24 protein-coding genes are annotated in these 23,585 nt (G+C 75.2%); 11 read left to right on the top strand and 13 right to left on the bottom strand.

The annotated features are described in order from the left end of the window. Nucleotides 1–13: 13 nt before the first annotated feature. Entirely contained in the window at nt 14–430 is a 417-nt protein-coding gene (locus tag BUE43_RS09765; RefSeq protein ID WP_083959534.1) for an STAS domain-containing protein, read from the bottom strand. Between the two features lie 929 nt (nt 431–1,359). Here BUE43_RS09765 and BUE43_RS09755 point away from each other — a divergent pair. From BUE43_RS09755 to BUE43_RS09735, 5 genes are all read left to right on the top strand, one after another. Beyond that, the gene (locus BUE43_RS09755; protein ID WP_200797448.1) at nt 1,360–2,583 is read left to right on the top strand and encodes a glycosyltransferase family 9 protein; all 1,224 of its coding nucleotides are present in this window, start codon (nt 1,360–1,362) and stop codon (nt 2,581–2,583) included. Continuing rightward, nucleotides 2,580–4,091: a D-glycero-beta-D-manno-heptose 1-phosphate adenylyltransferase gene (gene rfaE2, locus BUE43_RS09750; protein ID WP_073481266.1), complete on the top strand. Its 1,512-nt coding sequence runs from the start codon at nt 2,580–2,582 to the stop codon at nt 4,089–4,091. Before BUE43_RS09755 ends, rfaE2 begins: the two co-directional genes overlap by 4 nt. After that, nucleotides 4,088–4,936 (top strand): glycosyltransferase, encoded by an 849-nt coding sequence (locus BUE43_RS09745; RefSeq protein WP_073481264.1) that lies wholly within the window; start codon nt 4,088–4,090, stop codon nt 4,934–4,936. The genes rfaE2 and BUE43_RS09745 overlap by 4 nt, the downstream gene beginning before the upstream one ends. Nucleotides 4,937–5,105: 169 nt before the next feature. Next, entirely contained in the window at nt 5,106–5,366 is a 261-nt protein-coding gene (locus BUE43_RS09740; protein ID WP_143174072.1) for a hypothetical protein, read from the top strand. Nucleotides 5,367–5,643: 277 nt separating this feature from the next. Then, entirely contained in the window at nt 5,644–7,710 is a 2,067-nt protein-coding gene (locus BUE43_RS09735; protein ID WP_083959533.1) for a SpoIIE family protein phosphatase, read from the top strand. 47 nt (nt 7,711–7,757) lie between these two features. Here BUE43_RS09735 and BUE43_RS09730 read toward each other — a convergent pair whose 3' ends face one another. From BUE43_RS09730 to BUE43_RS09705, 6 genes are all read right to left on the bottom strand, one after another. Next, on the bottom strand, nt 7,758–8,072 hold the full coding sequence (locus BUE43_RS09730) for a hypothetical protein (protein ID WP_073481259.1): 315 nt from the start codon (nt 8,070–8,072) through the stop codon (nt 7,758–7,760). A 945-nt stretch (nt 8,073–9,017) separates the two neighbouring features. Continuing rightward, nucleotides 9,018–9,236, bottom strand: a complete 219-nt coding sequence (locus BUE43_RS09725) for a hypothetical protein (RefSeq protein WP_143174071.1) — start codon at nt 9,234–9,236, stop codon at nt 9,018–9,020. Between the two features lie 219 nt (nt 9,237–9,455). Continuing rightward, nucleotides 9,456–9,695 (bottom strand): hypothetical protein, encoded by a 240-nt coding sequence (locus BUE43_RS09720; protein WP_073482501.1) that lies wholly within the window; start codon nt 9,693–9,695, stop codon nt 9,456–9,458. Further along, nucleotides 9,679–10,851 carry an Rv2629 family ribosome hibernation factor gene (locus BUE43_RS09715; protein WP_073481255.1) on the bottom strand — a complete coding sequence of 391 codons (1,173 nt, stop codon included), beginning with the start codon at nt 10,849–10,851 and terminating at the stop codon, nt 9,679–9,681. Before BUE43_RS09715 ends, BUE43_RS09720 begins: the two co-directional genes overlap by 17 nt. Nucleotides 10,852–10,864: 13 nt before the next feature. Next, a complete protein-coding gene (locus tag BUE43_RS09710; RefSeq protein WP_073481253.1) occupies nt 10,865–11,170 on the bottom strand; it encodes a hypothetical protein in 306 nt (101 codons plus the stop codon). Further along, nucleotides 11,163–11,804 carry a hemerythrin domain-containing protein gene (locus BUE43_RS09705; protein WP_073481251.1) on the bottom strand — a complete coding sequence of 214 codons (642 nt, stop codon included), beginning with the start codon at nt 11,802–11,804 and terminating at the stop codon, nt 11,163–11,165. The genes BUE43_RS09710 and BUE43_RS09705 overlap by 8 nt, the downstream gene beginning before the upstream one ends. Nucleotides 11,805–11,997: 193 nt before the next feature. Here BUE43_RS09705 and BUE43_RS09700 point away from each other — a divergent pair, with 193 nt between their 5' ends. From BUE43_RS09700 to BUE43_RS09685, 4 genes are all read left to right on the top strand, one after another. After that, nucleotides 11,998–12,972: a TIGR03557 family F420-dependent LLM class oxidoreductase gene (locus tag BUE43_RS09700; RefSeq protein WP_073481249.1), complete on the top strand. Its 975-nt coding sequence runs from the start codon at nt 11,998–12,000 to the stop codon at nt 12,970–12,972. 19 nt (nt 12,973–12,991) lie between these two features. After that, complete coding sequence (locus BUE43_RS09695; RefSeq protein WP_073481247.1) at nt 12,992–13,483, top strand: hypothetical protein; 492 nt, start codon at nt 12,992–12,994, stop codon at nt 13,481–13,483. 142 nt (nt 13,484–13,625) lie between these two features. After that, complete coding sequence (locus BUE43_RS09690; protein WP_073481245.1) at nt 13,626–14,051, top strand: CBS domain-containing protein; 426 nt, start codon at nt 13,626–13,628, stop codon at nt 14,049–14,051. A 16-nt stretch (nt 14,052–14,067) separates the two neighbouring features. Then, nucleotides 14,068–14,376 (top strand): hypothetical protein, encoded by a 309-nt coding sequence (locus BUE43_RS09685; RefSeq protein WP_073481243.1) that lies wholly within the window; start codon nt 14,068–14,070, stop codon nt 14,374–14,376. 1,011 nt (nt 14,377–15,387) lie between these two features. Here the strand turns inward: BUE43_RS09685 and BUE43_RS09680 are convergent. Together BUE43_RS09680 and BUE43_RS09675 are read right to left on the bottom strand one after the other, a co-directional pair. Next, a complete protein-coding gene (locus BUE43_RS09680) occupies nt 15,388–16,140 on the bottom strand; it encodes a GntR family transcriptional regulator (RefSeq protein ID WP_083959532.1) in 753 nt (250 codons plus the stop codon). Nucleotides 16,141–16,144: 4 nt separating this feature from the next. Then, the gene (locus tag BUE43_RS09675) at nt 16,145–16,840 is read right to left on the bottom strand and encodes a TVP38/TMEM64 family protein (protein ID WP_073481241.1); all 696 of its coding nucleotides are present in this window, start codon (nt 16,838–16,840) and stop codon (nt 16,145–16,147) included. 212 nt (nt 16,841–17,052) lie between these two features. Here BUE43_RS09675 and BUE43_RS09670 point away from each other — a divergent pair, with 212 nt between their 5' ends. Continuing rightward, nucleotides 17,053–18,321 (top strand): MFS transporter, encoded by a 1,269-nt coding sequence (locus BUE43_RS09670; protein ID WP_073481239.1) that lies wholly within the window; start codon nt 17,053–17,055, stop codon nt 18,319–18,321. Here BUE43_RS09670 and BUE43_RS09665 read toward each other — a convergent pair. From BUE43_RS09665 to BUE43_RS09650, 4 genes are all read right to left on the bottom strand, one after another. Beyond that, entirely contained in the window at nt 18,237–19,688 is a 1,452-nt protein-coding gene (locus BUE43_RS09665) for an amino acid permease (protein WP_073481236.1), read from the bottom strand. The two genes, BUE43_RS09670 and BUE43_RS09665, sit on opposite strands and share 85 nt — an antisense overlap. 543 nt (nt 19,689–20,231) lie before the next feature. Next, entirely contained in the window at nt 20,232–20,429 is a 198-nt protein-coding gene (locus BUE43_RS09660) for a hypothetical protein (protein ID WP_073481234.1), read from the bottom strand. A 744-nt stretch (nt 20,430–21,173) separates the two neighbouring features. Continuing rightward, entirely contained in the window at nt 21,174–21,494 is a 321-nt protein-coding gene (locus BUE43_RS09655; protein ID WP_073481231.1) for a hypothetical protein, read from the bottom strand. A 74-nt stretch (nt 21,495–21,568) separates the two neighbouring features. Then, nucleotides 21,569–22,063, bottom strand: coding sequence for a transcriptional regulator (locus BUE43_RS09650; protein ID WP_073481229.1), 495 nt, complete (start codon nt 22,061–22,063; stop codon nt 21,569–21,571). Nucleotides 22,064–22,519: 456 nt separating this feature from the next. Here BUE43_RS09650 and BUE43_RS09645 point away from each other — a divergent pair, with 456 nt between their 5' ends. Then, the gene (locus BUE43_RS09645) at nt 22,520–23,548 is read left to right on the top strand and encodes an LLM class F420-dependent oxidoreductase (protein ID WP_073481226.1); all 1,029 of its coding nucleotides are present in this window, start codon (nt 22,520–22,522) and stop codon (nt 23,546–23,548) included. The last annotated feature ends 37 nt before the right edge of the window (nt 23,549–23,585 follow it).

The following is a 23,585-nucleotide window of genomic DNA, read 5'->3' as shown; positions in this document are numbered from 1 at the left end:
CGCCCCTGCGGGCTCAGCCGCCGGTCGGCGCGGCGTCGCCCAACGCCTCCCGCACCGTCTGCCGGATGTCGAGGACGTCGACCAGGCCGGTGGCGGTCAACGGGCGGATCACCGCTCTGGTCGTGCACACCAGGCGGAACGGGATGCCGGACTCCTTGGCCCGCTGGGCGGCGGCCACCAGGACGGCCAGGCCGCTGGAGCCGAGGAAGGTCACCCCGGACAGGTCGACGACCAGCAGGTCGGGGTGGGCTTCCATGTGGTGCTGGAGGTGGGCGCGCAGGGTGGGCGTGGTGAGCATGTCGACCTCGCCGCTCACCGCGACCACCAGGGCGCCGTCGAGCTGGCGGACGCCGAGGTCGATGACCTGTTCGGGCACGGCGTCGCTGGCCGGGACGTCGGACGGGGGCGCGGGGTGCTGGTCCGGGTTCATCTCGACTCCTCCGTGCCGTCTCGGGGCCGTGGGGATCGTCTCCGCGACCGTCCTGGGGACTGTCCCGGGGGCCGTCTCCGGCGGCCGCCTCGCGCTGGTCCGCGCGTCTGCCGTTCGCCTGCTGCCTTCGCCTGTCGTCCGCCGCGCCCTCCCCGGAACCGGGCCGCTCCTGCTCAGGGTGGTCGCGGGCGGTGTCCTGCGCTGTCGTCCGACCCGACGGTACGACCCGCCGGACGACCCGGCCGACTGACCGGCCGACCTCGAAACTACGCCGCCCGGACGCCCGACCCCCGGGACGGAAGTCCTCGCGCGGCGGGCACTGCGACCCGGGCGCGGTCACGTCCCGGCCGCTGAGAACGCGCGCCGTCGAGAACGAGCGCGATCGAGAACGAGCACCGCGGGCGCCGCCGGCGCCGAGGCGCGTGTCACCCCAGCCGGACGACTGCCGACCAGGACCGGGGCCAGGACCAGGACTGGCCAGGCCGTAGTCCCCCTGTCCGGTGGCGGACCGGCCGCCGACACGTCCGGTCGACGACGTCCCTCGGCCTCGTGGCCGCCGCCACGGCTGTCCGCCCAGCCGTCGCGCTGCCCACGGTACGGAGGCGCGACAAGGGTGACAACCGCTCTTCCGGGTTGCTGCTGCCCCGCCGGCGCACGACGCTGCGACGTGCGAGCGGGTTTCACTCGCCGGAAAAGGGGGCACCGCAGAAGTGCGGTCCTGGCGCGGGTGACGGTGTTCGTGACACCCGGTGACCACACGAGATTCCCCGTGCCGTCGCGCGAGAACGGGAGCCGACGGGCGGGACCCGCGCGGCCGCCGCAGCTCCACCCAGCGCACCACCGCCCGCGTTCCCAGTTCCGTCAGCCCCTGTCCCGCCGACCCGCGCCACCCGGCGCGGCGGCGCCAGCACCCAGCACGGAGGTGAGCCGTGATCCCCGGACAGCGCGTGCCCGCCCGGCAGTCGACGGTGGTGCGCGGGGTGGCCCGGCGACGAGCCAGGCCGCACCGGCATCCCGCCGCCGACCAGGGCGGGCCGGTGCCCTGGTCGCGGCTGCGCCGGGTGCTCGCCGTCCGGCCGGACAACCTCGGCGACGTCGTCATGCTCACCCCCGCGCTGCGGGCGCTGCGGCGCGCGCTGCCCGTCGAGGCCAGGGTCGACCTGCTCGCCTCCCCGGCCGGCGCCGCCGCGCGGCAGCTGCTGCCCGGGGTCGACGGGATGCTCGTGGTGTCCCCGTCCTGGCAGGACGCCTCCGGCCAGCCGGAGGCCGACCCGGTCCGGGCGGCGTGGCGGGAGCACGCCCTGGTCAAGATGGTCGCGGCGCGGGACTACGACGCGATGGTCGTGTTCACCTCGGCCCGGCAGTCGCCGTGGCCGGCCGCGCACGTCGGCATGCTCGCGGGCATCGGGGTCAGGGCCGTGCACTCCACCGAGTTCGCCGGGGCCGTGGCCACGCACTGGGTGACCCCGCCGTCGGACCGGTACCACCAGGTCGACCGGTGCCTGCACCTGCTGTCCGCGCTCGGCGTCCCGGACGCCGGCCGCGAGCTGGAGCTCCGGGTGCCCGCCGACGCGGAGGTCGCCGCCACGACCGCGCTGGGCCGGGCCGGCCTGCCACCGGGCGCGCCGTTCGCCCTGCTCGCGCCGGGCGCGTCCTGCGCGACCCGCCGCTACCCCGCGGAGCGGTTCGCGGTCGCCGCCCGGCAGTTGGCCGAGGCCGGACTGCCCACGATCGTCACCGGATCGCACCGGGAGGACGCGTTGGTCGCCCAGGTCGTGGCGGCGGCGGGGCACTCCTCGGTGCGGGCGCTGGGACAGGTGGGCGTGCCGGTGCTCGCGGCGATCGTGGCCAGCGCGCGCGTCGTGCTCTGCAACAACTCCGGCTGTCTGCACCTCGCCGACGCCCTGGGCACCCCGGTGGTGGTGGCGTACTCGGGTTCCGAGCGGCTGGGCGACATGCGCCCCCGGTCGGTGCCGGCCGCGTTGTTGCGGCGGTCCGTGCCGTGTTCGCCGTGTCGGCAGTTCCGCTGTCCCTATGCCTTGGAGTGCCTGGACATCGAGCCCGACGAGCTCTCGGTCGCCGCGCTGCGGTTGGCGGGCGGTCGGAGCGGGCGACGGGAACCGGTGTCGGCCGGAGAGGGGAGGAGCGGATGAGCACGACCCCGCTCACCGCCGACCTGCCGCTGCGGTTGGCCGAACGCCGGCCGCGCGTGGTGGTCTTGGGCGACGCGATTCTCGACGGGTGGCTGTCCGGCGAGTGCCGGCGGCTGTGCCGGGAGGCCCCCGCGCCCGTGCTGGAGGTGCGCAGCGACGCGTGCGCCCCCGGCGGGGCCGGCAACAGCGCGGCGAACCTCGCGGCGCTGGGCGCGACCGCGGAGCTGGTGACGGTGGTCGGCGACGACCCGGACGGGCGTCGGCTGGTGACGGCGCTGCGCGACTGCGGCGTGTCCACGGCGCGCGTCCTGGTCGAGCCCGGCCGGCGCACGGTCGCCAAGCGCCGGTTGGTCGCCGGCGAGCAGCTCGTCGCCCGTCTGGACGAGGGCGACGTGGGGCCGCCCCGGGAACGCGCCGCCGACCTGGCCGCGCTCGTGCTGCGGGCGGCGGCGGACGCCGACGCGATCCTGGTCGCCGACTACGGGCTCGGCGTGTGCTGCCCTGAGGTGCTCGACGCCCTGTTCGACCACCGGGACGAGCTGCCGCCGCTGGTGGTGGACGCGCACGACCTGCGGCCGTGGGCCAGGGTGCGTCCGGACCTGGTGACGCCCAACGCGAGCGAGGCCGCCGCGCTGCTCGACGACGGCCTGGCCGAGGGGCTGACCGCCTCCGCCGACCCGACCGACGCCGAGCGGCGGGTGGCCGCGGTCGAGCGGGCCCGCGCCGAGCTGCTCCTGGCCTGCGGCGCGGGCGCGGCCGTGGTGACCCTGGACCGGGTCGGCGCGGTGCTGCTGGCCGGCCCCGACCCGGAGGAGCACCCCGCCCACCGCACCTGGGCCGAGCCGGCGCCGGAGAGCCACGCCAACGGGGCCGGCGACACCTTCGTGGCCACCATGACCGCGGCGGTCGCCACGGGCCTGCCGCTGGCCACGGCCGTCGAGCTGGCCCAACTCGCGGCGGACGTGGTGGTGCGCCGCCCGGCCACCTCGGTGTGCACGGCCGTCGAGCTGGCGGAGCGCCTGGGCCGCAACGGCCCGGTCGACGCCGACCACCTGGCGCGGCTGGTGGCCGAGCACCGGGCCGCCGGCCGCCGGATCGTCTTCACCAACGGCTGCTTCGACGTCCTGCACCGGGGGCACGTGGCCTACCTGAACCAGGCCAAGCGCCTGGGCGACGTGCTGGTGGTCGCGGTCAACGACGACGCGGGCGTGACCCGGCTCAAGGGGCCGGACCGGCCGGTGAACCCGGCGGTGGACCGGGCGGCCGTGCTGGCCGCGCTGAGCTGCGTCGACCACGTGGTGGTGTTCCCCGAGGACACCCCGGCCGCGCTGCTGGAGCGCCTGCGGCCGGACGTCTACGTCAAGGGCGGCGACTACACGGCGCAGATGCTGGCCGAGGCCGGGCTCGTGCGACGGCTCGGCGGCGAGGTGCGCATCCTCGACTACGTGCCGGACCACTCCACCTCCGCCGTGATCGCCCGCATCCGGTCCGGGGAGGCGGTGCGATGACGGGACACGAGGTCGACGTGCTGGTCCCGACCCGGGACCGGCCGGCCGAACTGGCCACCACGCTGGCGGGCCTGGCCGCGCAGGACGGCCCCTCGTTCCGGGTGCTGGTGAGCGACCAGTCCGACGGGCCGCCCTCCTACGCCAACCCGCCCGCCCAGGCGATGGCGAGCGCCCTGCGGCTGCGCGGCCGCCCGGTGATCTTCGACCGGCACCTCCCGCGTCGCGGTCTCGCCGAGCACCGCGCGCACCTGCTGGCCATGGCGCGTTCCCCGCACGTGTTGTTCCTTGACGACGACGTCTGGCTGGAACCGGGGACGCTGGCCAGGCTGCACCGGGCGATCCGGGTGCTGCGGTGCGGTTTCGTCGGCGCCGCCGTGCAGGGACTGTCCTATGTGGACGACGTGCGGCCGGGCGAGCTGGAGCCGTACGAGGAGTGGGCGGACGCCCCGTGCCCGGAGCGGGTGCGCCCGGGGTCCCCGGAGTGGCGGCGCTGGACCCTGCACAACGCGGCCAACCCGGTCCACCTCGCGCAGCGCCTCGCGTTGCGGCCGGGGGAGTGGCGCGCCTACAAGGTCGCCTGGGTCGGCGGCTGCGTCCTGTACGACCGGAAGGTCCTGGAGTCCGTGGGCGGGTTCGACTTCTGGCGCGACCTGCCGCCGGAGCACGCCGGGGAGGACGTGCTCGCGCAGTGGCGGGTGATGGCGGCGCGCGGTGGCGCGGGAATCCTGCCCAGCGGGGCGGTGCACCTGGAGTCGCCGACGACCGTGCCCGACCGGCGCGTGCAGGCGTACGACGTCATCGCCGACGGGCGGAAACGCCTGACACCGCAACGGGAAACCGACTGACGCGGCCCCCACGCCAGACGCCGGCGACACGGCCCGGTCCCCTGACGGGACCCGGTCGGTGCTGGTGAACGTGCGGGTGAGCTGAGTCGCAGGCGGGCAACATCCCCGGCCGCGGCCCGTCTTCCGACTGTCCGGAGAGGGGAGACCGACGGTCGGAGGTGGGGCCGACGTGGGCAGGCACGGCAGGTGCGACAGGCACGGCAGGACGCGGCGAGCTCGGGGGAGCGGCGCGGGGCAGTGGCTGGAGCCGGTGCTCGGGACGATGGCGGTGGTGGCGTTGTCCGCCACCCTCGTCACGCTGGTCGACGACGACAAGCCGCTGGTCCAACTCGGGAACATCACCGCCCCGTCGGCGTCGACGCCGCCACCCACCACGACCTCGGGCCACCCGCTTCCCCCCGGTGCTGCCGGCGGCGGCGTCAAGCCCTGACGTCGTGCCCTGACGCCCGCAGGCGGGCCGCGCCGGACCCACGCCGGAACACCGGCAGGTTCCCCGCCGGACTCCGAGCGGAACGTGGCGGAAGAGGCGCTTCGGGAGCCGCGACCACCAGCCGGAACGCCGGAACCGACGGGAGCCGCGCCGGCCGGGTGAGCCGGACTGCTTGACCGTGCATGCGCCACCTGATGCGGGGCTGCCTTCCGCCGAATCCGGGCATAAGCTGCTGATCAGCGCGTCCACCCAGGACGACCTGACCTGAGGGACCCCGATGAGCAGTCCCGGCCTGGCGGCACTGTCCGAGGGGATCGCGTCCTGCGCGACCCCGGTGCTCGTGGTCGACCTGGCGACGCGCACCGTGGTCGAGACGAACGAGGCCGCGGCCGCGCTCGCCCCCGGGGTGCGGCTGCCGGTGGACGTCGACGCCTGGGGCAAGGCCGCCGGCCTCACCGATGTCGACGGCCGCCCGCTGGACGACCCGTGGTCCCCGCTGCACCGCGCGGCCGGCGGCCAGCGGGTCGCCGGGGAGGCGGTGACCCTCGGCGGCTCGGAGCGGGACGTGCTGTGGCTGACCTCGGTCCCGCTGCCCAGCCAGATCGGGCCGCTGGGCGCGGCGATGGTGCTGCTGGTGCGGCTGGCCGAGCCCGAGGGCCTGGCCGACAAGCGCCTGGAGCTGGTCAGGGGGCGCGCGCTGGCCGGGACCGACGTGTCCGTCGTGATCAGCGACGCCCGCCGGCACGACTACCCCGTGCTCTGGGTCAACCCGGCCTTCACCCGGATGACCGGCTACGAGCCGCACGAGGTGATCGGCCGCAGCGTCAACGTGCTCCAGGGCCGGCACACCGACCCCCAGTCCGTCGACCGGGTGCGCCGGGCACTGCGGGAGCGCCGGCCGGTCACCGAGGTGCTGCTCAACTACCGCAAGGACGGCGTGGCGTTCTGGAACGAGCTCACCATCAGCCCGGTCCAGGACGCGACCGGGCAGCTCACCCACTTCGTCGCGGTCCAGTCCGACGTCACCGAGCGCGTCCTGCTGGAGCACCAGCGGCAGGCGGCGCTGGCCGCCGCCGAGGAGGACCGGCACCACCTGCGCCTGCTCACCGAGGCGACGGCCGCGCTGAGCGCGACCCTGGACACCAGCGACGCCGCCCGCCGGCTGGCCCAGCTCGTGGTGCCGGCCCTGGCCGACTACTGCTGCGTCGACCTGCTCGACGAGCCGGGCGCGGGCGCGGCCACCCGGGTGGCGGCCAGCCACCGGCGCGGCGACCAGGTGTCGCTGCTGCACCGCCAGGGCGAGTTGGTCGGGCCGCGCATCGGCGGGCCGGACCGGGTGTCCCGGGTGCTGTCCGGCGGCCGCGCGGTGCTGCTGCCCGACGTCTACGGGGAGACCGCCGAGCCCCGGTGCGCCGCCGAGCTGGCCGAGCTGGACCTCCAGCTCCGCCCGCTGTCGATGATCATCGTGCCGTTGCGCGCGCGGGGCCGCGTGCTCGGCGCCCTCACCCTGTGCACCGAGCGCCCGTACGGCCGGCGGTACGCCGACAGCGACCTGGACATCGCCTCCGACCTGGCCAGTCGGGTCGCGCTCGCGGTGGACAACGCGCGGCTCTACGCCAGGGAGCACGAGGCGGCGTTGACGTTGCAGCAGAGCCTGTTGCCGGCGCCGCCGCCGGTGCCGGGCCTGGCGGTGGCCGCGCGCTACCTCGTGGGCGCGGGTGAGGCCGAGGTCGGCGGCGACTGGTACGACGTGCTGCAACTGCCCGACGGCGCGGTGGGCCTGGTCGTCGGCGACGTCGTCGGCCACGACCTGCGCGCGGCGGCGGCGATGGGCCAGATCCGCGGCCTGCTCCGGGCCTGCGCGTGGGAGGGCTCGCCGCCCGGCGTGGTGCTGGACCGCTCGGACGAGATGGTGCAGGGGCTGGGCGTGGGCGCGATGGCGACGGCGGTGTGCCTGCGGCTGGAGCCGAGGGACGGGTCGGGTCTGCGCCGGCTGCGGTTCGCCAACGCCGGCCATCCCGCGCCGTTGCTGCGCACGCCGGACGGGAACACCGAGTGGTTGGTGGGCCGGCGTTCCCCGTTGCTCGGGGCGGTGCTCGGCGGGCCTCGGGGCGAGGACCAGGTCGACTGCCCGGACGGCTCGCTGCTGCTGCTCTACACCGACGGGATCATCGAGCTGCGGGGCGCCGATCCGGACGAGCGCACCGCGCGGCTGCGCGAGGTCGTGGCGAGCCTGGCGGCGGACTGCCCCGTGGAGGAGGTCTGCGACCGCGTGCTCACCGCGATGCACAGCGACCTTCGGCAGGACGACGTCGTGCTGCTCGCCGTGCGTGTGCTCGGTTAGGCACTCCCGGGCCTTCCGCCGCGCGTGGCCTTCCGCCGCGGCGGGGTCTAGAGCGAGCCGGCCAGGCCCTGTCCGGTGGTGGAGGTCTCCGGCGACCCGGTCCAGGTGAACTGGACCTCGCAGAGCTTCTCCGGCTTGTCGAGCTGGCCCTTGCCGGAGCCCAGCCGCCAGACCACCACCAGCCACCGGCCGTGCGGCAGCTCCCACCGCCACAGGTAGTCCTCGGCGACGATCTGCGCCCACTCCTCGACACCACGACACACGTAGGGTCCGTGGTCGTCGACCTCCTGTGAGCGCATCAGCACCCGTTGCCCGCGATCGATCCGGTACAGCTCGATCCGGTGCCAGTAGCTCCACGGCACGACCAAGATCCTCTCAGCGTTGGGTCAGGAGGTCGGCGACGACCCGTCGGACCCGGCGGGGCGTCGGCGGGGCACTCGTTCCTCCGGAGCTCCGTTCGACGCCACCACGTGCTCGGACACACTGGCAACGACCACGGGGGCCGAGGCGATGCGTGCCGAGCGACGGGTCCGACCCCAGGTGCATCGCGTCCGGGGGCCCAGGAGTTTCCGCCTGTCCACCGAATGGCGGCATCCACCGGTCGTTTTCCCGTCCGGGGACGGGCATTCCGCGATCACCGGCCGTTCACGGGCGGCGTGTAGGATGTCGTCCCTCCTGACTGTCCTCAGTGGACACTCGGTCCGCGCGGGAGCCGCCGCTCCCGGTGTTCCCGTCCGGGGCGGAAAGCCATCCGTGTGGTTCCAGTGGGGGAATCCCCGTCACCGCGCAAGATAGTGGGCGGGGCAACAAGGTCCACAGGCGCGGTCGGCAGCGTGGCGCGTCTGCCGGGGAATGTCGCCCGGGTGAACGAGGTGCGGCCACCAGGTGTCACGAAACCCCTGTGGCATCAGGGTGATCCACCACGGTCGGAGCACCGGGGACGAAGTCCTCCGGTGGGTCCGGTCCGTCGCCCGGGATTCGCCCGGCGTTCAGCCCGCGGACGCCCGCGCGCGGGTCGGCGGTGGGGGCACGGGCGCGGGAGTCCGCGCGAGGAGAGGGGGAATCGTGTTCCTTCTGTGACCACAGGGACCCGTGGTCCGTGGCCCGTCCGTGTGACTTCGCGGTGCCCCGCTCGTCCGCCCGCGACCTCGGCCGATCCTCGGCGTAGTCCCGATTTCCTGTGAGGACAGCGAAAACGCCGTCGGGACCGGTACCTGACCGGCCCCAACGGCGTTGTCACCACTCCCGCGCGCCCGCCGCGCGGCGCCCCCGATTACCCACGTGTGGGTGACGGGTGGCGGACCACCTCAGTCGGTCTCGGGGAGCTGGGCCTCACCCCCCGCGGGCTCGGCGTGCGAGTGGAACGCCAGCAGGTCGTCGCGCGGTCGGGGCCGGGGAACCCAGTCCCGCATGATCCAGGACGGACGGAACCCGCTGACCACACCGTCCGTCACCGGCACGGCCGGGGGACCGTCCGACGCCTGCTCGTCCTGTCGGGGGGTGCGTTGGTCACTACCCCGCTGCACGGCGACCACCTCCTGTGCGTCCGCCGACGACCCGGGCTGGCTCGACGGCCAGCGACGCCGGCACGACCATGATTCCCGTCACACCGCGGGGAGCCGAGTCGATTCGACGACGCCCCGGCTCCTGATCGATTCACCAACCGATTCACCAACCGGTTCACGGTGCCCCGGCCCCGGTGCGCGGACGGCGCGCCGGGTCGGGTCGGGCACGGGGGAACCACCTCACTCGCCCTCCGGTCGCGGCGGCCGCGCCCCGTCCGCCGGCTCCGACCGGTCTCCCTCCGTCGTCTCCTCGGTGTCCAGCCGGCGCTCGAACCCGATCTCCGGGTCGTCGTCGGCCGGCGGCTCCGGGTCGCGCCCCTCCTCGACCCGCGACGGCCGGTTGCCCCGCACCATCCCCTCGACGTCGTGCTTGAGCTTGTCGTCCTGCCTCGGCCCGTGCTTGTCACTGCCGCGGTGCACGACGACCACCTCCCGTGCCAGCGCCGGCGGGGGTGGGGGCGTAGCGCAGCAACGCGCCGACACCCTCCGGCAGGTCCTCCGCCCGGTCCTCCGTGACCACGCGCACGGTGGCTCCGGTGTCCAACGCCGCGCGCAGCAGCGCCGCGTCCGCCCGGTCCCTGACCGGTCGGCTGGCGCCCCGCGCGCGCAGCTCGTCCTCGTCGACGGCCACCTGCGTCGGCTCCGCGCCGACCCACAGCTCGCGGTCCTCCGTAGCGTCTCCCAGCAGCAGGAGCGTGTCCACCTGTCCGTCGCGCAACGCGGCGACTACGTCACGCACGGTGGCGACCGCCCGACCGGACTCCCCCGAGCGGGCGCGGCCCGACTCGGCGACGAAGCGGTCCATGCTCTCCGCCCGCTCCGCGTCCACCCGGTCGCCGACCAGCCGGCGCACCTCGGTGGCCAGCGCCTCCGGGTCCATGCCCTCGGCGAGCCCGCCGGCCTCCGCCTCCACCGCGATCGACCGGCACGCGGGGCTCAGGCGCGCGGTCACCGCCTTGCGCGCCTGCACCTCGCCGGCCACCACCAGCAGCCGGGCCGACATGTCGTGCACCATGCGGTCGATGTCGCCGGCGATGCGCGCGGCGTTGTGCTCGGCCAGGTTCTCCACCCGCTGCTGCATCTTGCGGTGCGACCAGCCCCCGTCGCCGCCCTTGTGCGCGGGGTGCTCCTCGCCCCGCACCTCCCTGGTCATCACCGGCTCGCCGACGACCCGGTAGCCCCGGATCTCCGCGCCCACCCGGTCGACGACGGCCACCACGTGCGGCACCGCCGGCGGCATCTGGGCGAGCAGGGGCATCAGGTGCGGCAGCGGCCCGAACCGGGCCTCCTGCCGCGGCGGCGGGTCGGGCAGCTCGGCGTCCAGCACCACCTCGCCCCCGGTCGCGACGAGCGCGCGGCCCGCGCGGCCGACGGCGGGGATGCCGGTGTCGGCGGCCAGGTCCAGCGCCCGGAGCATGTCGTCGTCGGCGCCCTGCTCGGCCAGCTGGCCCCGCAGGTCCCGCCAGCGCAACTCGATGGCGTGCTCGGCGTCCTCGGTGTCGTGCGACGCGTCGTAGTACACCGACGCGAACGGGCCCGGCCGGCGGACGATCTCGGTCAGCGCGGCGATGTCCATGCCGCCCCCCTCCTCATTTCTCCTCGTCGCCGCCGCGTCGGCGGAGCGTGAAGAAGTTGCTCTGCTTCCCGCTGCTCATGTGCTCCTGGTAGACGAACTCCAGGTCCCGTTCCCGGAACGTGTCGAACCACTGGTCCCAGTCGACGTGCTCCAGCTTGTCCCCGCCGTAGCCGGGGAAGTCGAACCGCAGCACGCCGAGGTGGTCGCCGTGCTCGGTGCCGGGGACCGTGGCGGGGGTGGCGTCCCGCTCCTCCGCCCACTTCCGGATGACGTCGGGGTCCGTGGTCACCTGGGTCTGGCCAGGGTGTTCCTCAGCCATGGTCGTTCCCGTCCTCCTGGTCTCGGCGTCCCGCCGCGGGGCCGGGGCCGGCCGCAGCGGCGGGCTCGGTGCGTGCGGCGAGCGCGTCCCGCACCCGGTCTACGAGCGCGGCGCCCGGCGCGAGCAGGCGGTTCCACGGCGGCCGGTCCGGCGCCGAGGGGTGCGGCCGGGTCGGGGCCGTCTCCCTGGCCCGGCGGACGCCCGCGGCGATCGCGTCCAGCTCGTCCTGCCGGCACCGGGCGGCCAGCCGGGGCAGGAGCTCCCGCTCCTCCTCGTGGACGTGGTTGCGCACCTCGCTCATCAGCTTGCGGCACAGCTCGTCGAACCGGGGGTCGACCGGGTCCATCCCGTCGAGCTGCCGCATCGTCCGCTCGGCCTCGGCGTGCTCGCCCAGTTCCCGGTCGGCCACGGCGTCGCCGTCCGGCAGCGCGCCCCGCACCGCCGGGTACAGGTGGGCCTCCTCGGCGACGAAGTGCCGGACCAGCAGCGTGATCACGTGGTCGGCGAGCTCCCGCCGGCGTCGGGGCTGGCCCTCGCCGGACTCCAGCTCCTCGAACACCCGCTCCACCGCGCGGTGGTCGGCGGTGAGCTCGGCGACCAGGTTGGGACCGGCGGTCCCGCTGGGGGTCGTCACGTCTCCTCCCGCTGCTCGGCGGCCCGCGGGCCGGCCGGCACGTCGTCACACCGGCGCGCCGTGCGCCGCACCCGCACGCGTGTCACACCCCCGGCTTACCCAGCGGCGCGTGGCTCAACCCGGCGCGGCCGGACGGGCTCGTCCGTCCGTCCGGTCGGGGTTTCCCCGCCTCCCTCCCGGGTAGCCCCCAGTCATGGTCAGCGTGGGCTACTTCCTGTCCTGTGAGGAGTCCGGCCCGCACGAGCTGGTGCGCCAGGCCCGCTGGGCCGAGGAGGCCGGTTTCGAGCGGCTGTGGATCTCCGACCACTACCACCCCTGGGTGGACGCGCAGGGGCAAAGCCCGTTCGTGTGGGGGGTGATCGGGGCGTTGTCCCAGGTCACCCGGTTGCCGATCACCACGGCGGTCACCTGCCCCACGGTGCGCGTTCACCCGGCCGTGATCGCCCAGGCCGCGGCCACCGCCGCCGTGCAGTGCGAGGGGCGGTTCGTGCTGGGCGTCGGCAGCGGGGAGTACCTCAACGAGCACATCCTCGGCGACCACTGGCCGCCGGCCGACATCCGCCTCGGGATGCTGGAGGAGGCCGTCGAGCTGATCAGGGCGCTGCACCGGGGCGACCGGGTCACCTACCGCGGCGTCTACTACGAGGTGGAGAACGCCCGGATCTACACCCTGCCCGACGAGCCGGTGCCGATCTACGTCTCCGGTTTCGGGCCCAAGTCCGCCGCGCTCGCCGGCCGGATCGGCGACGGCTACATCAGCACCTCGCCGAACCGCGAGCTCGTCGCGCGGTTCCGGGAGTGCGGGGGCGAGGGGCTGCCGGCGCAGGCCGGGTTCAAGGTGTGCTGGGCGCCGACGGAGGAGCAGGGCGTGGCCACGGTCCGCCGGCTGTGGCCCAACGAGGGCATCCCGGGCGAGCTGTCCCAGGTCCTGCCCGAGCCCCGGCACTTCGAGCAGGCGGCCGGGATGGTGACCGACGAGGCGCTGCGCCAGGCGGTGCCGTGCGGCCCGGACCCGGAACCCCAGATCGCCAGGGTGCGCGCCTACGCCGAGGCCGGGTTCGACGAGGTGTACGTGCGGCAGATCGGGCCGGACCAGGAGCGGTTCTTCGCGCTGTGGCGGGACGAGGTGCTGCCCAGGGTCCGGGACATGGCGTTGGCGGCGAGCTGAGGGAGCGGTGGAGGAGAGCATGACGCGGCCGGACGAACACGGCAGGGAGCCGACCAGCCCTCCCGGCGACGAGACGCCGCCCAGCCCCGAGGAGCCGGAGGACGCGCTGAACCTGCAGAGCGCGGAGGACCTCGACGAGGACCGGCTCGGGGTCGACCCGCTGGAGGAGGGGCGCGACCCGGCCGACGACTGGACCGGGGCGACCAAGCCCGGCCTCACCCCGTTCGAGGAGACCCACGGCGAGACGCTGGACCAGCGGCTGGCCGAGGAGGAGCCCGACTTCGGGGACCGCCGGCCGAGGGACCGGCGCGAGGAGCCGGCGGAGGACCTGAGCCGGGGCGCCTACCGGCACGCCTCGCCGGGCGGGTCGCCCGAGGCGCTGAGCGTGCGCGACGAGCCGAACCTGCCGATCGACGAGGAGGGCCGGGACCCGGAGCTGCCCGGCTCGGACGAGGGGGAGCACCGCGCCCCGCCCGGCACGACCCCGTCCGAGCAGGTGGAGGGCATGTAGGGCCCGCGCGAGCCCCCGGAACGACCGGGCGGTCGGTACGCGCGACCGCCCGGGCAAGAGGAGCGGGCGCGCCGCGACCCCCGGGCCGCGGTGCTCCGCCGCGACCGTCGGCCGCCGCGGCCGACCCGGAAGGAGAGCAGTAATGGCGACCGCACGGGACATCATGACCCCCGACTGCCAGTGCGTCGGCGAGCAGCAGACGCTGGTCGACGCCGCCCGCATGATGCGGGACCTCGACGTCGGGGCCCTGCCGATCTGCGGCACCGACGACCGGCTCAAGGGCATGCTCACCGACCGCGACATCGTCGTGCGGTGTGTCGCGGAGGGCGCCGACGCGAGCAACACCACCGTCGGTCAGCTCGCCCAGGGCGAGGGCGACCTCGTCTGGGTGGAGGTGGACGCGTCGGTGGACGAGGTGATGCAGACTATGTCCGACAACCAGATCCGCCGCGTTCCCGTGCTGGAGAACAAGCGGCTGGTGGGGATCGTCTCGCAGGCCGACGTGGCGCGGGCGATGCCGGACCGGCAGGCCGGCGCGGTCGTCGGCGAGATCTCCCAGGACCGATGACGCCAGGAGCGATGACGTGAGCACCGAGCAGGCCACGCGGATCGCGGTGGGTCCGATCCGGGCCGTGAACGAGAACGAGTACGTGGCCACCGTGGACGGTGGGGAGCACCGGGTGCTGCTGCCGCACTGGCTGCTCGCCAAGCTGGTCGCGCGGGAGTACTGCCAGGACGAACTGGACGGCCCCCGCGCGGTGGAGGCGGCGGTGCGGGCCCTGGTCGAGGTGCACCCCGGCCGCCCGCTGCCCGACGTGATCGAGGTGGACCGGCTGGTGCGGGCCGAGCACGACTACCTGGACCACCTGGCCTCTCGGCTCTGCCGTCACTGACCGCGCCGACCCTGACCGGGACACCGCCCCCTGGCACGCGCCAGGGGGCGGTGTCGTCTGTTCGGCTCCTCGTTCGGTCCGGTCTCGTGCTCGCTAGCCCGGGACGGCTGCCAGCGGAGCGCAGAACGGCTTGGCGAGGAAGTCCGCGAGTCTCGGCCAGTACCTGCGAATGCGCATCTTGTCCCCCAAGGTGTCCCCAGTTCCCCTCGGACCGGCGGCGACGCACGCCGGTACCGCGACGGTGCGGGACAACGGCCCCCGTTCGCTAGTCCACGAATGGATGACAAAGGAGCACCACACTTCTGCCGCGGCTGGTTGAAGGCTGGACGAGCAATGCGTAAGTCGGGGTGGTGCCCGGAGACGGACGAAGCGCGTTTCTTCTCGCCGCACTCCACCCCAAGATCGACAACTACCCGGCGAGCCGGCTCCGAATGGATCGGTCGCCCAGGCGTGACGACACGCGGAGCTGGTCACCCCACGGTGACGCAGCGTTGCTGGAGTCCCACGATCGCCTGTTGGTCGCCACCCCGACCTGTGGACCCGACCGGATCTGGAACACCGGCCTCGCACGCTGGAGCGCGCGTTCCCACCCCAGGCTCACAGTCTCCTGAGCACTGGCCGACCCGCTCATGGCGACCCGCGTCCACCGGCCCGCCCGCTCACCGACCGCCCCGGCCTGCTGATCACCGCCGGCAAGAGCAACGTCTCCGCTACTGCCACTCGTACTCGCGCTGGCTCTGAGGGCTGCGGCTACCCCTGGCCCGTACCGCCGTCGGCTGCTGATCACCGTCGACAAGGGCTACGTCTCCCGCGAACTCGACCGCTGCCCGCGTATCCCGGCAAGCCGCTGCTCAAATCGACCTCGAACAGCGCGGCCGGACGCACCGTGCGACGGCATCGGAGTTCCGATCGCTCAATGTCTCCCGGCTCTGTCCGCCAAACGACCACTGATCGCGCTAGGTACCCCTCGTTGAGGGGCACGACGTCGCCCGGATGGCCGGTGGCAGCGCGTCAGCCGTCGGTCGAGGTGTCCGGAGGTTCGGCGAGGAGTGGTCCCGGGGTGAGGCCCAGCCGCAGGAGCGACCCCCGGAGATGGGCGCGCAGCAGGCGTTTCGCGCGTTCCGGGTCGCCGTCGCGCAGCGCGGCGGCGATCGCGGCGTGCTCCCCGACGACCGTGACGGCGTGGTCGGGGTCGGTCCGACCGGCGGTCGCGGTGAGCCGCACCTGCCGGTCGCGCAGCGCGTCGTACTGGTCCCTGATCAACGGGTTGTCGCCGGCGGCCACCAGGCGGGCGTGGAAGTCGCGGTCGGCGGCGTGCAGTTCGCCGGAGCCGAGCCGGGCGCCGCCGTCGGCGGCGGGTTGGCCGGCCAGGTCCGCGCCGACCGCGCGCAGCGCGTCCCGGCCCATGGCGGCGAGCTTGTCGATGGCGAAGGTCTCCATCACCAGCCGCGCCTCCAGCACGGCCTGTGCCTCGGCCGGGCTCATCGGCACCACCCACGCGCCCCGCTTGGGGTAGAGCCGGAGGAAGCCCTCCGCCTGCAACCGCAGGAACGCCTCCCGGACCGGCGTCCGCGACATCTCCAGGGCGGACGCCACCTCGCCCTCGGACAGCAGCTCCCCGTCGGCGTAGCTGCCGTCGAGGAGCCGGGCCTTGACGTGGGCGTAGGCCCGCTCCATCGCGGAGGCGGCCGGCCCCGCCGGTGTCGCCGCCGGTGGCGCGGCCGCTGGATCGGCGGAGGCCGCCCCCACCCGGGTCTGGGTCATGTGTTCATTTTTCCGTTTCCCCGGGTTCAACGGCCGTCTGGTCGGCGGACCGCCGCCGGGCGACGACGGCGGTGGCCGCGCCCAGGACGACCGCGACCCCGAGCGGCACGAGGAAACCCGGCGAGGTCGGGTCGTCGAGCGCCGCGCCCGCGAGCACGACGAGCACGGTGGCCGGCACGCTGCCGACGGCCGTGCCGAGCGCGAAGTGCGCGGGACGCAGCGAGGTCACGCCGCAGGCGTAGTTCACCGCGCTGAACGGGATCACCGGCAGCAACCGGAGCTGGAGCACCGCGAGCCAGCCGTGTCGGCGCAGCAGCGCGTCCACCCTGCCCAGCGCGCCGCGCTCCAACCTGGCGGCCACCAGCTCCCGGCCCAGCGCCCTGGCCAGGAAGAACGACGCGAGCGCCGCGGCGGTGGCGCCCACGACCGCCAGGGCCGTGCCGCCCGCGGCGCCGAACAGCGACCCGCCGGCGAGGCTGAGCAGCGGGCGCGGCACGAGCACGAGCGTCGCCGCGACGTAGACCGCGAGGTAGGTCAGCGGGGCGAACGGGCCCGTGCCCAGCACCCAGTCCCGCACCTGATCGGGGGAGGGCAGCGGAACGGTGAACGCCAGCGTGGCGAGGACCGCGACGACCACGAGCAGCCCGGCGAGGCGGAGCCGTCGGGCGAGGACGCCGGAGAGTGCGGGGTGCGGTGCCATCGGCCGAGACGGTAGGCCAGCGGTGGTCGCCTCGGCACGCGCGGGCCGGGCGACGAGCCGCGCGCCGGCCCCGGGCCGATGCCGGACCGATGCAGGGCCGACCCAGGACCGACGCCGGAAAAGCCCGGAATGCCCAGCCCCGGCTGTGCGGGCCACCACAGCGCGGCGAGCATGGATACAACTTGTATCTATGCTCGCCCGCGGAGGTGCGCATGTCGATCGCGGAAGCAGCCGTCACGTCGCCGGAGGGCGTCGGCGTGGCCGCCGCCCGGCCCGGCCACCGGGACACCGGCCGCGCCTGGCTGGTCTGGGGCGCCGGCGTGGCCTGCTACGTCGCGGCCCTGTTCCACCGGATGAGCCTGGGCGTGGCCGCCCAGGAGGCGCTGGACCGGTTCGCCACCGGCCCCGCCGTGCTCGCCCTGTTCACCGCGCTCCAGCTCGGGGTGTACCTCGTGCTCCAGGTCCCGGCCGGCGTGCTCGCCGACCGTTGGGGTCCCCGGCGCGTGCTCACCGGCGGCACCCTCGCCATGGCGCTGGGCGCGGCGGTGTTCGCCGCCAGCACGGCCCTGCCGGCCGGCATCGCCGCGCGCGTCCTGGTCGGCGCGGGCGACGCCTTCATGTTCACCAACGTGCTGCGGCTGGCCGCCCACTGGTTCACGCCCCGCCGGTACGGCCTGGTCGTGGCCCTGACCGGCCTGGCCGGCGGCGCCGGCCAGCTCGTGGCCACGGTGCCGCTGACCAGCTCGTTGCACCACGTCGGCTGGACCGGCACGTTCCTGGCCGCCGCCGGCGTCACCGTGGTCCTGGCGGTGGTCGCGGTCGCGCTGGTCCGCGACCGGGGCGTGCCGGCCGTCACCGCCACCCGACCCGCCGAGCCGGTGCGCGTGGCGCTGCGCGGCGTCGTCGCCGAGCGGGGCACGCGGCACGCCTTCTGGACGCACTTCGTCTTCATGGGGCAGTTCGTCGCGTTGACCGCCCTGTGGGGCGCGCCCTGGCTGACCTCGGGCCAGGGCCACTCGGCCGCCGAGGCCGCCACGCTGCTCATGGTCTGCGTGCTGGCCTTCACGCTCGCCTCCCCGGTCGTCGGCCGGATCGCCGCCGGCAACCCCCGGCGCAGCCAGCGGGTGACCGAGATCCTCACGCCCGTGGTCCTGCTGGGCTGGCTGACCGTCGTGCTCTGGCCGGGGCGGCTGCCGCTCGCCGTGGTCGCCGCGGTGCTGGTGGTGCTCGGGATCGGCGGAGCCTCGGCCCTGCTGGCCTTCGACACGGCCCGCGCCGCCAACCCCGAGCACCGCTCCGGCACCGCGGCCGGCGTCGTCAACCTGGGGGGTTTCAGCTGCGCCGTGCTGGCGCAGCTCGCCGTCGGCTGGGTGCTCCAGGCCGCCGGCCCGTCCGCCTACCGGCTGGCGTTCGTGCCCGTGCTGTCGCTGGTCGCGGTGGGCGCGGTCGGCGTCTTCCTGAACCGCCGCACCACGACGTAGGCGAGCGCGAGCAGCGCCAGGTAGGGCAGGCCGGCCTTCCACGCCAGCCCGAACTGCTGGGTGAACGCGGTCGTCACCAGCACCCCGAGGATGAACAACGCGGCCAGCGCGGTGGTGACCGGCGCGCCGGGGAGCCGGATCGGGGAGGACGGCAGCCCGGCCGACGCGCGGTGCCGGCGGAACGCCGCGTGCGTGGCGAAAATGATCAACCAGGTGACCAGCGCCCCGAACAGCGCGATCCCCAGCATCACCGGGAACGCGCTCTCCGGCGCCGTCACCGAGACCACCGCGGCCAGCACCAGGCCGGTCGCCGACAGCGCCAGCGCGTTGCGCGGCACGCCCCGCTGGTTGACCCGGCCCATCCAGCGGGGCGCGTAGCCGTCCCTGGCCAGCGAGTGCGCCATCCGCGCCGTGACGTAGAGGTTCGTGTTCATCGCCGACAACGCCGCCGTGAGGATGACGAAGTTCATCAGCCCGGCCGCGGCCGGGACGCCGGCCGCGCTGAAGAGCCGCACGAACGGGCTCGACTGCAACCCCTCCGAGCTGGCGGCGTCCCGCCACGGCACGATCGAGACGACCACCGCCATGCCCAGCACGTAGAACAACGCCAGCCGCAGCACCATCCGGCGGGCCGCCCTGGGCAGGTCGCGGGCCGGGTTCCTCGACTCGGCCGCGGTCACCGCCACCGCCTCGGTGCCCATGTAGCTGAAGGTCACCACGGTCATCGCGAGCCAGACGCCGGTCATCCCGTTCGGGGCGAACCCGCCGTGCTCGGTCAGCGCGGACAGCCCGGCGGCCGGCCGCCCCGGCAGCCCCACGGTCACCGCGAGCACGCCCAGCAGCACGAACACGACGATCGTGACGACCTTGATCATCGCGAACCAGTACTCGAACTCGCCGAAGAACCGCACCGACAGCGCGTTCACCGCGAGCATGACCACGGAGAACACCACGACCGGCAGCCACAGCGGGAGCTGCGGCCACCAGAACCGCACGTACAGCCCGGCGGCGACCACCTCGCTGCCGACGTTGACCACCTGCGCGGTCCAGTAGATCCACCGCTGGACGAACCCGGCGGCCGGGCCGAGGTAGCGGTGCGCGATCGCGCCGAACCCGCCGGCCTCCGGGTGCACCACGGTCATCTCGGCCAGCGTGTAGGCCACCACCAGGGCGGCCAGCGCCGCCACCAGGTAGGCCACGATCACCGCCGGCCCGGCCAGCGAGATCGCCAGGCCGGAGCCGAGGAACAGGCCGGTGCCGATCGCGCCGCCGATGGCGATCATGCCGACCTGCCGGCCGGTCAGCTCGCGCCGCAGCCCGGCCCGGTCGGGCGGCCGCTCGGCGTGCGTGGGGACGTCGCCGGTCATGGACTTCCTCCTCCAGGGTCGCCGCCTCACCGAGCGCCCGCCGCCCCGAACACGACGACGGCCGCCTCGGTGAGGCGGCCGTCGGTCACGTCCGGGTGGGCGCGGGTCAGTGGGCCGCCTGCGGGGACGGCCACCACCACGACACACGCCGGTCGAACATGGCGGAGAGGGTATAACAACCGTTCTCCCCACCAGCCCCGGTCAGTGGCGACGCGCGCGGCGACGTGCCCGTTCACCGCCCTCAGTCTGCCGATCGCCGAGGACAGGCGGTCGCGCACTCGGCGCCTACCGCCAGGCCCATCCGGCGGGCGAACCCCACGACCGGACCGGCGCCGACGGCCAGCCGCAACGCCTCGCGACCCCAGGGCATGAGCGCCCAGCACCCGGCGCTGAGGGCGTCGCCCGTGCTTCACCACCCAATGCGCCCTGCCAGGCCTGAGCTGTGGATCGTGTTCTTCCGTGCGATCCGGGCGTGATCCCTCGATCTCGCGGGGCTCGGCGGCAGGGACGTCCTCGCGCGGCGACCAGGCGGGATCGCGCCGATCAGGGGATGCCGTGGCCGGCGGTGATCAGGCTGTGTCGGGAGCCGGGGTGAGCCGGTCGGCCAGGCGCAGCGCCTTGGCCCCGGGCCCCCGGCCCCGTCGACCGCCCGCAGGTCCGGCCCCCCCGGTCGAGCAGGGAGGGCAGCGCGTCCCGCACCATCGCGTGGTCCTCGGCCAGCAGCACGTTGGTCGCCGGCACTCCTCCGCCAGTTCTCCCGTGCCGAGCTCGTGTGATGACCATGTGGCGGTGCCGGCAGCGCGACGCGATCATTCCGCGACGCCGTCGCGGCCCGCTCCTTGACGGCGGGGACGGTCCTCGCAGGCAACGAACAGGCGGGAACGCGTCGGCCGGGGAGATGTCGTGGTCGGTGGTGACCAAGTGGTGTCGGGAGCCGGGGCGAACCCTGTCGGCGGCGAGGAGCCCGTGGTCGCCCTTCTTCATTCAGCGCCCGCACCCGCGGCTCTTCGGCCACACCGGGGTTGAGGTCGTGGGGGGGTGCCCAGCGCGGCCACCCAGGTCCCACACCCGATCTGAAATCCAGCCCCCAACGAGACCGTCGGGGCGAGAGGCAGCGCGTTCCCGGGCGGTGGCCCGATGTCGCTGCGGCCAGCACGACGCGCGGGGGCGGCGTTCGGGTGAACGCGGCGTGACCCGCTGCGCCAGCCGCCCGCCCGCGCGGAAACAGCGGCAGGGCAACCGTCGCGCCGCGTCGGCTGGGCGACGCCCGCCTGCTCACTCCGCATACGCCGAGCTCAGGCGGGGGTGACGGCGTGCGGCTGGGGACCGCACGCCAAGGCCGTGCCCCGGCCGTGGCCTGGCCGGTCGCCGCGTCCCGCCCGGTCCGTCGGGTGGCTCGGCCGAGCCCGAGTGAACGCGGTTCCGGGGGCGACGTCCGGCCACGTGCGAACCAGGGCCGGTGGGCCCTGGGCCGACGCGTCCGGCTCAGTCCAGCGCGCGTAGCCGTCTGGTGTACTCGCGCCGACTGATCCGGCCGTTGCCGTAGTCGTGGTACAGCTGCGCTCGGCGCACCATGGCCGCCAGGTTCTCAGCCACTTCCGCCCGCTGCCCCTCCGGCACCTCGTCCATCCGGGCCACGACCACGTCGACCACGTCGTCGACCATGCGGGCGCTCTGCCGCGCCCAGGCCGGCGCCGGGTACCGCCACCGGTGGAGGCGGCCGGCCACCACCGCCCGCAGCCGCCGGACCCGGGTCGGCCGGGGCCGTGCGGACGCGGGCCGGGCGGCCGGGGACTGGTCAGCCACGGGCCGCCCGCTGGGGCCGGTCCGGGCCGCCGGGGCGCCCCGGACCGGACTCGGCCACACCCCGGCGAGGGGCGTCAGGCGGCGCCGTCACGGCGCTGCCGCTGCAGCCGGGCGACGCACCACGCCGGCGCGCTGCCCCGACGCAGGTGCTCCAGGACGGTCAGCGGCCCCAGCCGGCGGCTCAGGTCGCCCGGCTTGAGCCCCGCCGCCCGCCAGTCCAGCGCGCGTTGGTCCAACGGGCTCACCCCGGCGTCCCACCACCCCTCGGCCTCGGCCACGTCCCCGACGAGTTGCCACCAGCTCGCCGCGGCGGCCAGCAGCTCGGGGGGCGCCTCCGGCAGCCGTTGCCGCATCGCGGCGACGTACGCCGGGTCGGCGGGCTCGGCCACGGCCAACGGCCCGCCGGCGGACCGGCGCTGGACCGGGATCCTGGGCGGAGCCGGTGGCGCTGGCGGCGCCTCCGACAGCCACTCGGACCGGATGCGGTCCGCCTCACGGAGTTCCGGGTCTCCCGACCGCTCGGCGGTCCACTCCCGGATGATCTGGTCGATCTCGGAGTCCCCGACCATCCGCTCCTCCTCATCACGGCTGATGATCACGGACGGTTTCGCACCGTATTGGTGCGTGCACGCTTCGCGCTAGACCCCGGCAGGCGATATCTCTCCGTGACCTTTGGTTCCGCCGTCCGGATTCACTCGGCTGGACGTAACACCACCAGGTGTCGGGGTGGGCTGGCCCGAAGGACGGGCCGCCGTTGGTCCGGCCGACCGCGGCCGGTTCGGCGGACATCATCTGAGGTCGCGGCGCGGGCCGACGCGCCGCGGCCGGCGGGTGGGCGGGTGGTGGCGGACGCACGTACCGACTGGTCGGTCGGCGCGCTACGGTCCAGCGACACCGGACTGGGGGATGTGCGGCCGGCGCGGTGAGCTGTAGGCCAGGGGAGCCGGCGGCGCCGGCGGGCCCGACCGCCCCCGCCGACCGGCGGAGCACGGGCCCGGCCGCCGGGTCGAGCGGGAGGTGACGCGATGCGTCGGTGGGGTCTGACCGTGCCGCTGGCGGGAGTGCCCCTGGCCGCGCACCGCGAGCTCGTGCGGGCGCTGCCCGATCTTGGCTGGACCGACCTGTGGACCGCCGAGACCGCCGGCACGGACGCGTTCACCCCGCTGGCGCTGGCCGCGGAGTGGGAGCCCCGCCTCCGGCTCGGCACGGCCATCGCACCCGTGCAGACCCGGGGGCCCGCGCTGCTCGCGATGAGCGCGGCGACCGTGGCGGAGCTGGCCCCCGGCCGGTTCGCGCTGGGTGTCGGGGCGTCCTCGCCGGTGATCGTGGAGCAGTGGAACGCGCTCCCGTTCGAGCGGCCGTACGCCCGCGTCCGCGACACCCTGCGCTTCCTGCGGAGCGCCTTCGCCGGGGAGAAGGTCGACGAGCGCTACGAGACCTTCGCGGTGCGGCGGTTCCGGCTCGAACGTCCGCCGGAGCCGCCGCCGCGCGTGCTGCTCGCCGCGCTGCGCCCGGGGATGCTCCGCCTCGCCGCGCGGGAGGCGGACGGGGCGATCACGAACTGGCTGGCGCCCGCCGACGTGCCCCGGGTGCGGGCCGAGCTCGGCGCCGGCGTCGAGCTGGTGGCCCGGATCTTCGTGTGCCCCACCGAGGACGCCGAGCTGGCCAGGTCCGTCGGGCGTTCGCTGGTCGCCGCCTACCTGACCGTGCCGGCCTACGCGGAGTTCCACGAGTGGCTGGGCAGGGGGCCGGCGTTGCGGGCCGTGCGGGAGGCGTGGGCGGCCGGGGACCGGCGCGCCGCGGCCGCCGCCGTGCCCGACGAGGTGGTCGACGACCTGGTCGTGCACGGCGACCCGGCGCGGTGCCGCGACCGGGTGCGCGAGTACGTGGCGGCCGGGGTGGACACGCCCGTGCTGATGCCGCTGCCGACCGGCGCTGAGCAGGTCGGCGCTGACCCGACCGGCGCAGACCGGTTCGGCGTGGTGCGCGCGTTGTCACCCGACGGCGCGGCGACGCGGTGGCCCCGGTCCGGTGACGCACAATCGGCGCGATGACAGTGCGGGGATGACGGGGCGGGGAGAACGGGAACGA

Source organism: Streptoalloteichus hindustanus (assembly GCF_900129375.1).
Taxonomy (GTDB): Bacteria; Actinomycetota; Actinomycetes; order Mycobacteriales; family Pseudonocardiaceae; genus Streptoalloteichus; species Streptoalloteichus hindustanus.
The sequence above is the reverse complement of the archived record's forward strand: the minus strand, read 5'-3'. Positions and strand labels throughout refer to the sequence as shown.

What these genes read in the sequence shown, in the direction of transcription:
- BUE43_RS09695 (WP_073481247.1), top strand. Translation starts at nt 12,992, where the DNA reads ATGACGCGGCCGGACGAACACGGCAGGGAGCCGACCAGCCCTCCCGGC.
- BUE43_RS09745 (WP_073481264.1), top strand. Translation starts at nt 4,088, where the DNA reads ATGACGGGACACGAGGTCGACGTGCTGGTCCCGACCCGGGACCGGCCG.
- BUE43_RS09710 (WP_073481253.1), bottom strand. Translation starts at nt 11,170, where the DNA reads ATGGCTGAGGAACACCCTGGCCAGACCCAGGTGACCACGGACCCCGAC.
- rfaE2 (WP_073481266.1), top strand. Translation starts at nt 2,580, where the DNA reads ATGAGCACGACCCCGCTCACCGCCGACCTGCCGCTGCGGTTGGCCGAA.
- BUE43_RS09675 (WP_073481241.1), bottom strand. Translation starts at nt 16,840, where the DNA reads ATGGCACCGCACCCCGCACTCTCCGGCGTCCTCGCCCGACGGCTCCGC.
- BUE43_RS09665 (WP_073481236.1), bottom strand. Translation starts at nt 19,688, where the DNA reads ATGACCGGCGACGTCCCCACGCACGCCGAGCGGCCGCCCGACCGGGCC.
- BUE43_RS09700 (WP_073481249.1), top strand. Translation starts at nt 11,998, where the DNA reads ATGGTCAGCGTGGGCTACTTCCTGTCCTGTGAGGAGTCCGGCCCGCAC.
- BUE43_RS09650 (WP_073481229.1), bottom strand. Translation starts at nt 22,063, where the DNA reads ATGGTCGGGGACTCCGAGATCGACCAGATCATCCGGGAGTGGACCGCC.
- BUE43_RS09690 (WP_073481245.1), top strand. Translation starts at nt 13,626, where the DNA reads ATGGCGACCGCACGGGACATCATGACCCCCGACTGCCAGTGCGTCGGC.
- BUE43_RS09680 (WP_083959532.1), bottom strand. Translation starts at nt 16,140, where the DNA reads ATGACCCAGACCCGGGTGGGGGCGGCCTCCGCCGATCCAGCGGCCGCG.
- BUE43_RS09670 (WP_073481239.1), top strand. Translation starts at nt 17,053, where the DNA reads ATGTCGATCGCGGAAGCAGCCGTCACGTCGCCGGAGGGCGTCGGCGTG.
- BUE43_RS09715 (WP_073481255.1), bottom strand. Translation starts at nt 10,851, where the DNA reads ATGGACATCGCCGCGCTGACCGAGATCGTCCGCCGGCCGGGCCCGTTC.
- BUE43_RS09735 (WP_083959533.1), top strand. Translation starts at nt 5,644, where the DNA reads ATGAGCAGTCCCGGCCTGGCGGCACTGTCCGAGGGGATCGCGTCCTGC.
- BUE43_RS09645 (WP_073481226.1), top strand. Translation starts at nt 22,520, where the DNA reads ATGCGTCGGTGGGGTCTGACCGTGCCGCTGGCGGGAGTGCCCCTGGCC.
- BUE43_RS09765 (WP_083959534.1), bottom strand. Translation starts at nt 430, where the DNA reads ATGAACCCGGACCAGCACCCCGCGCCCCCGTCCGACGTCCCGGCCAGC.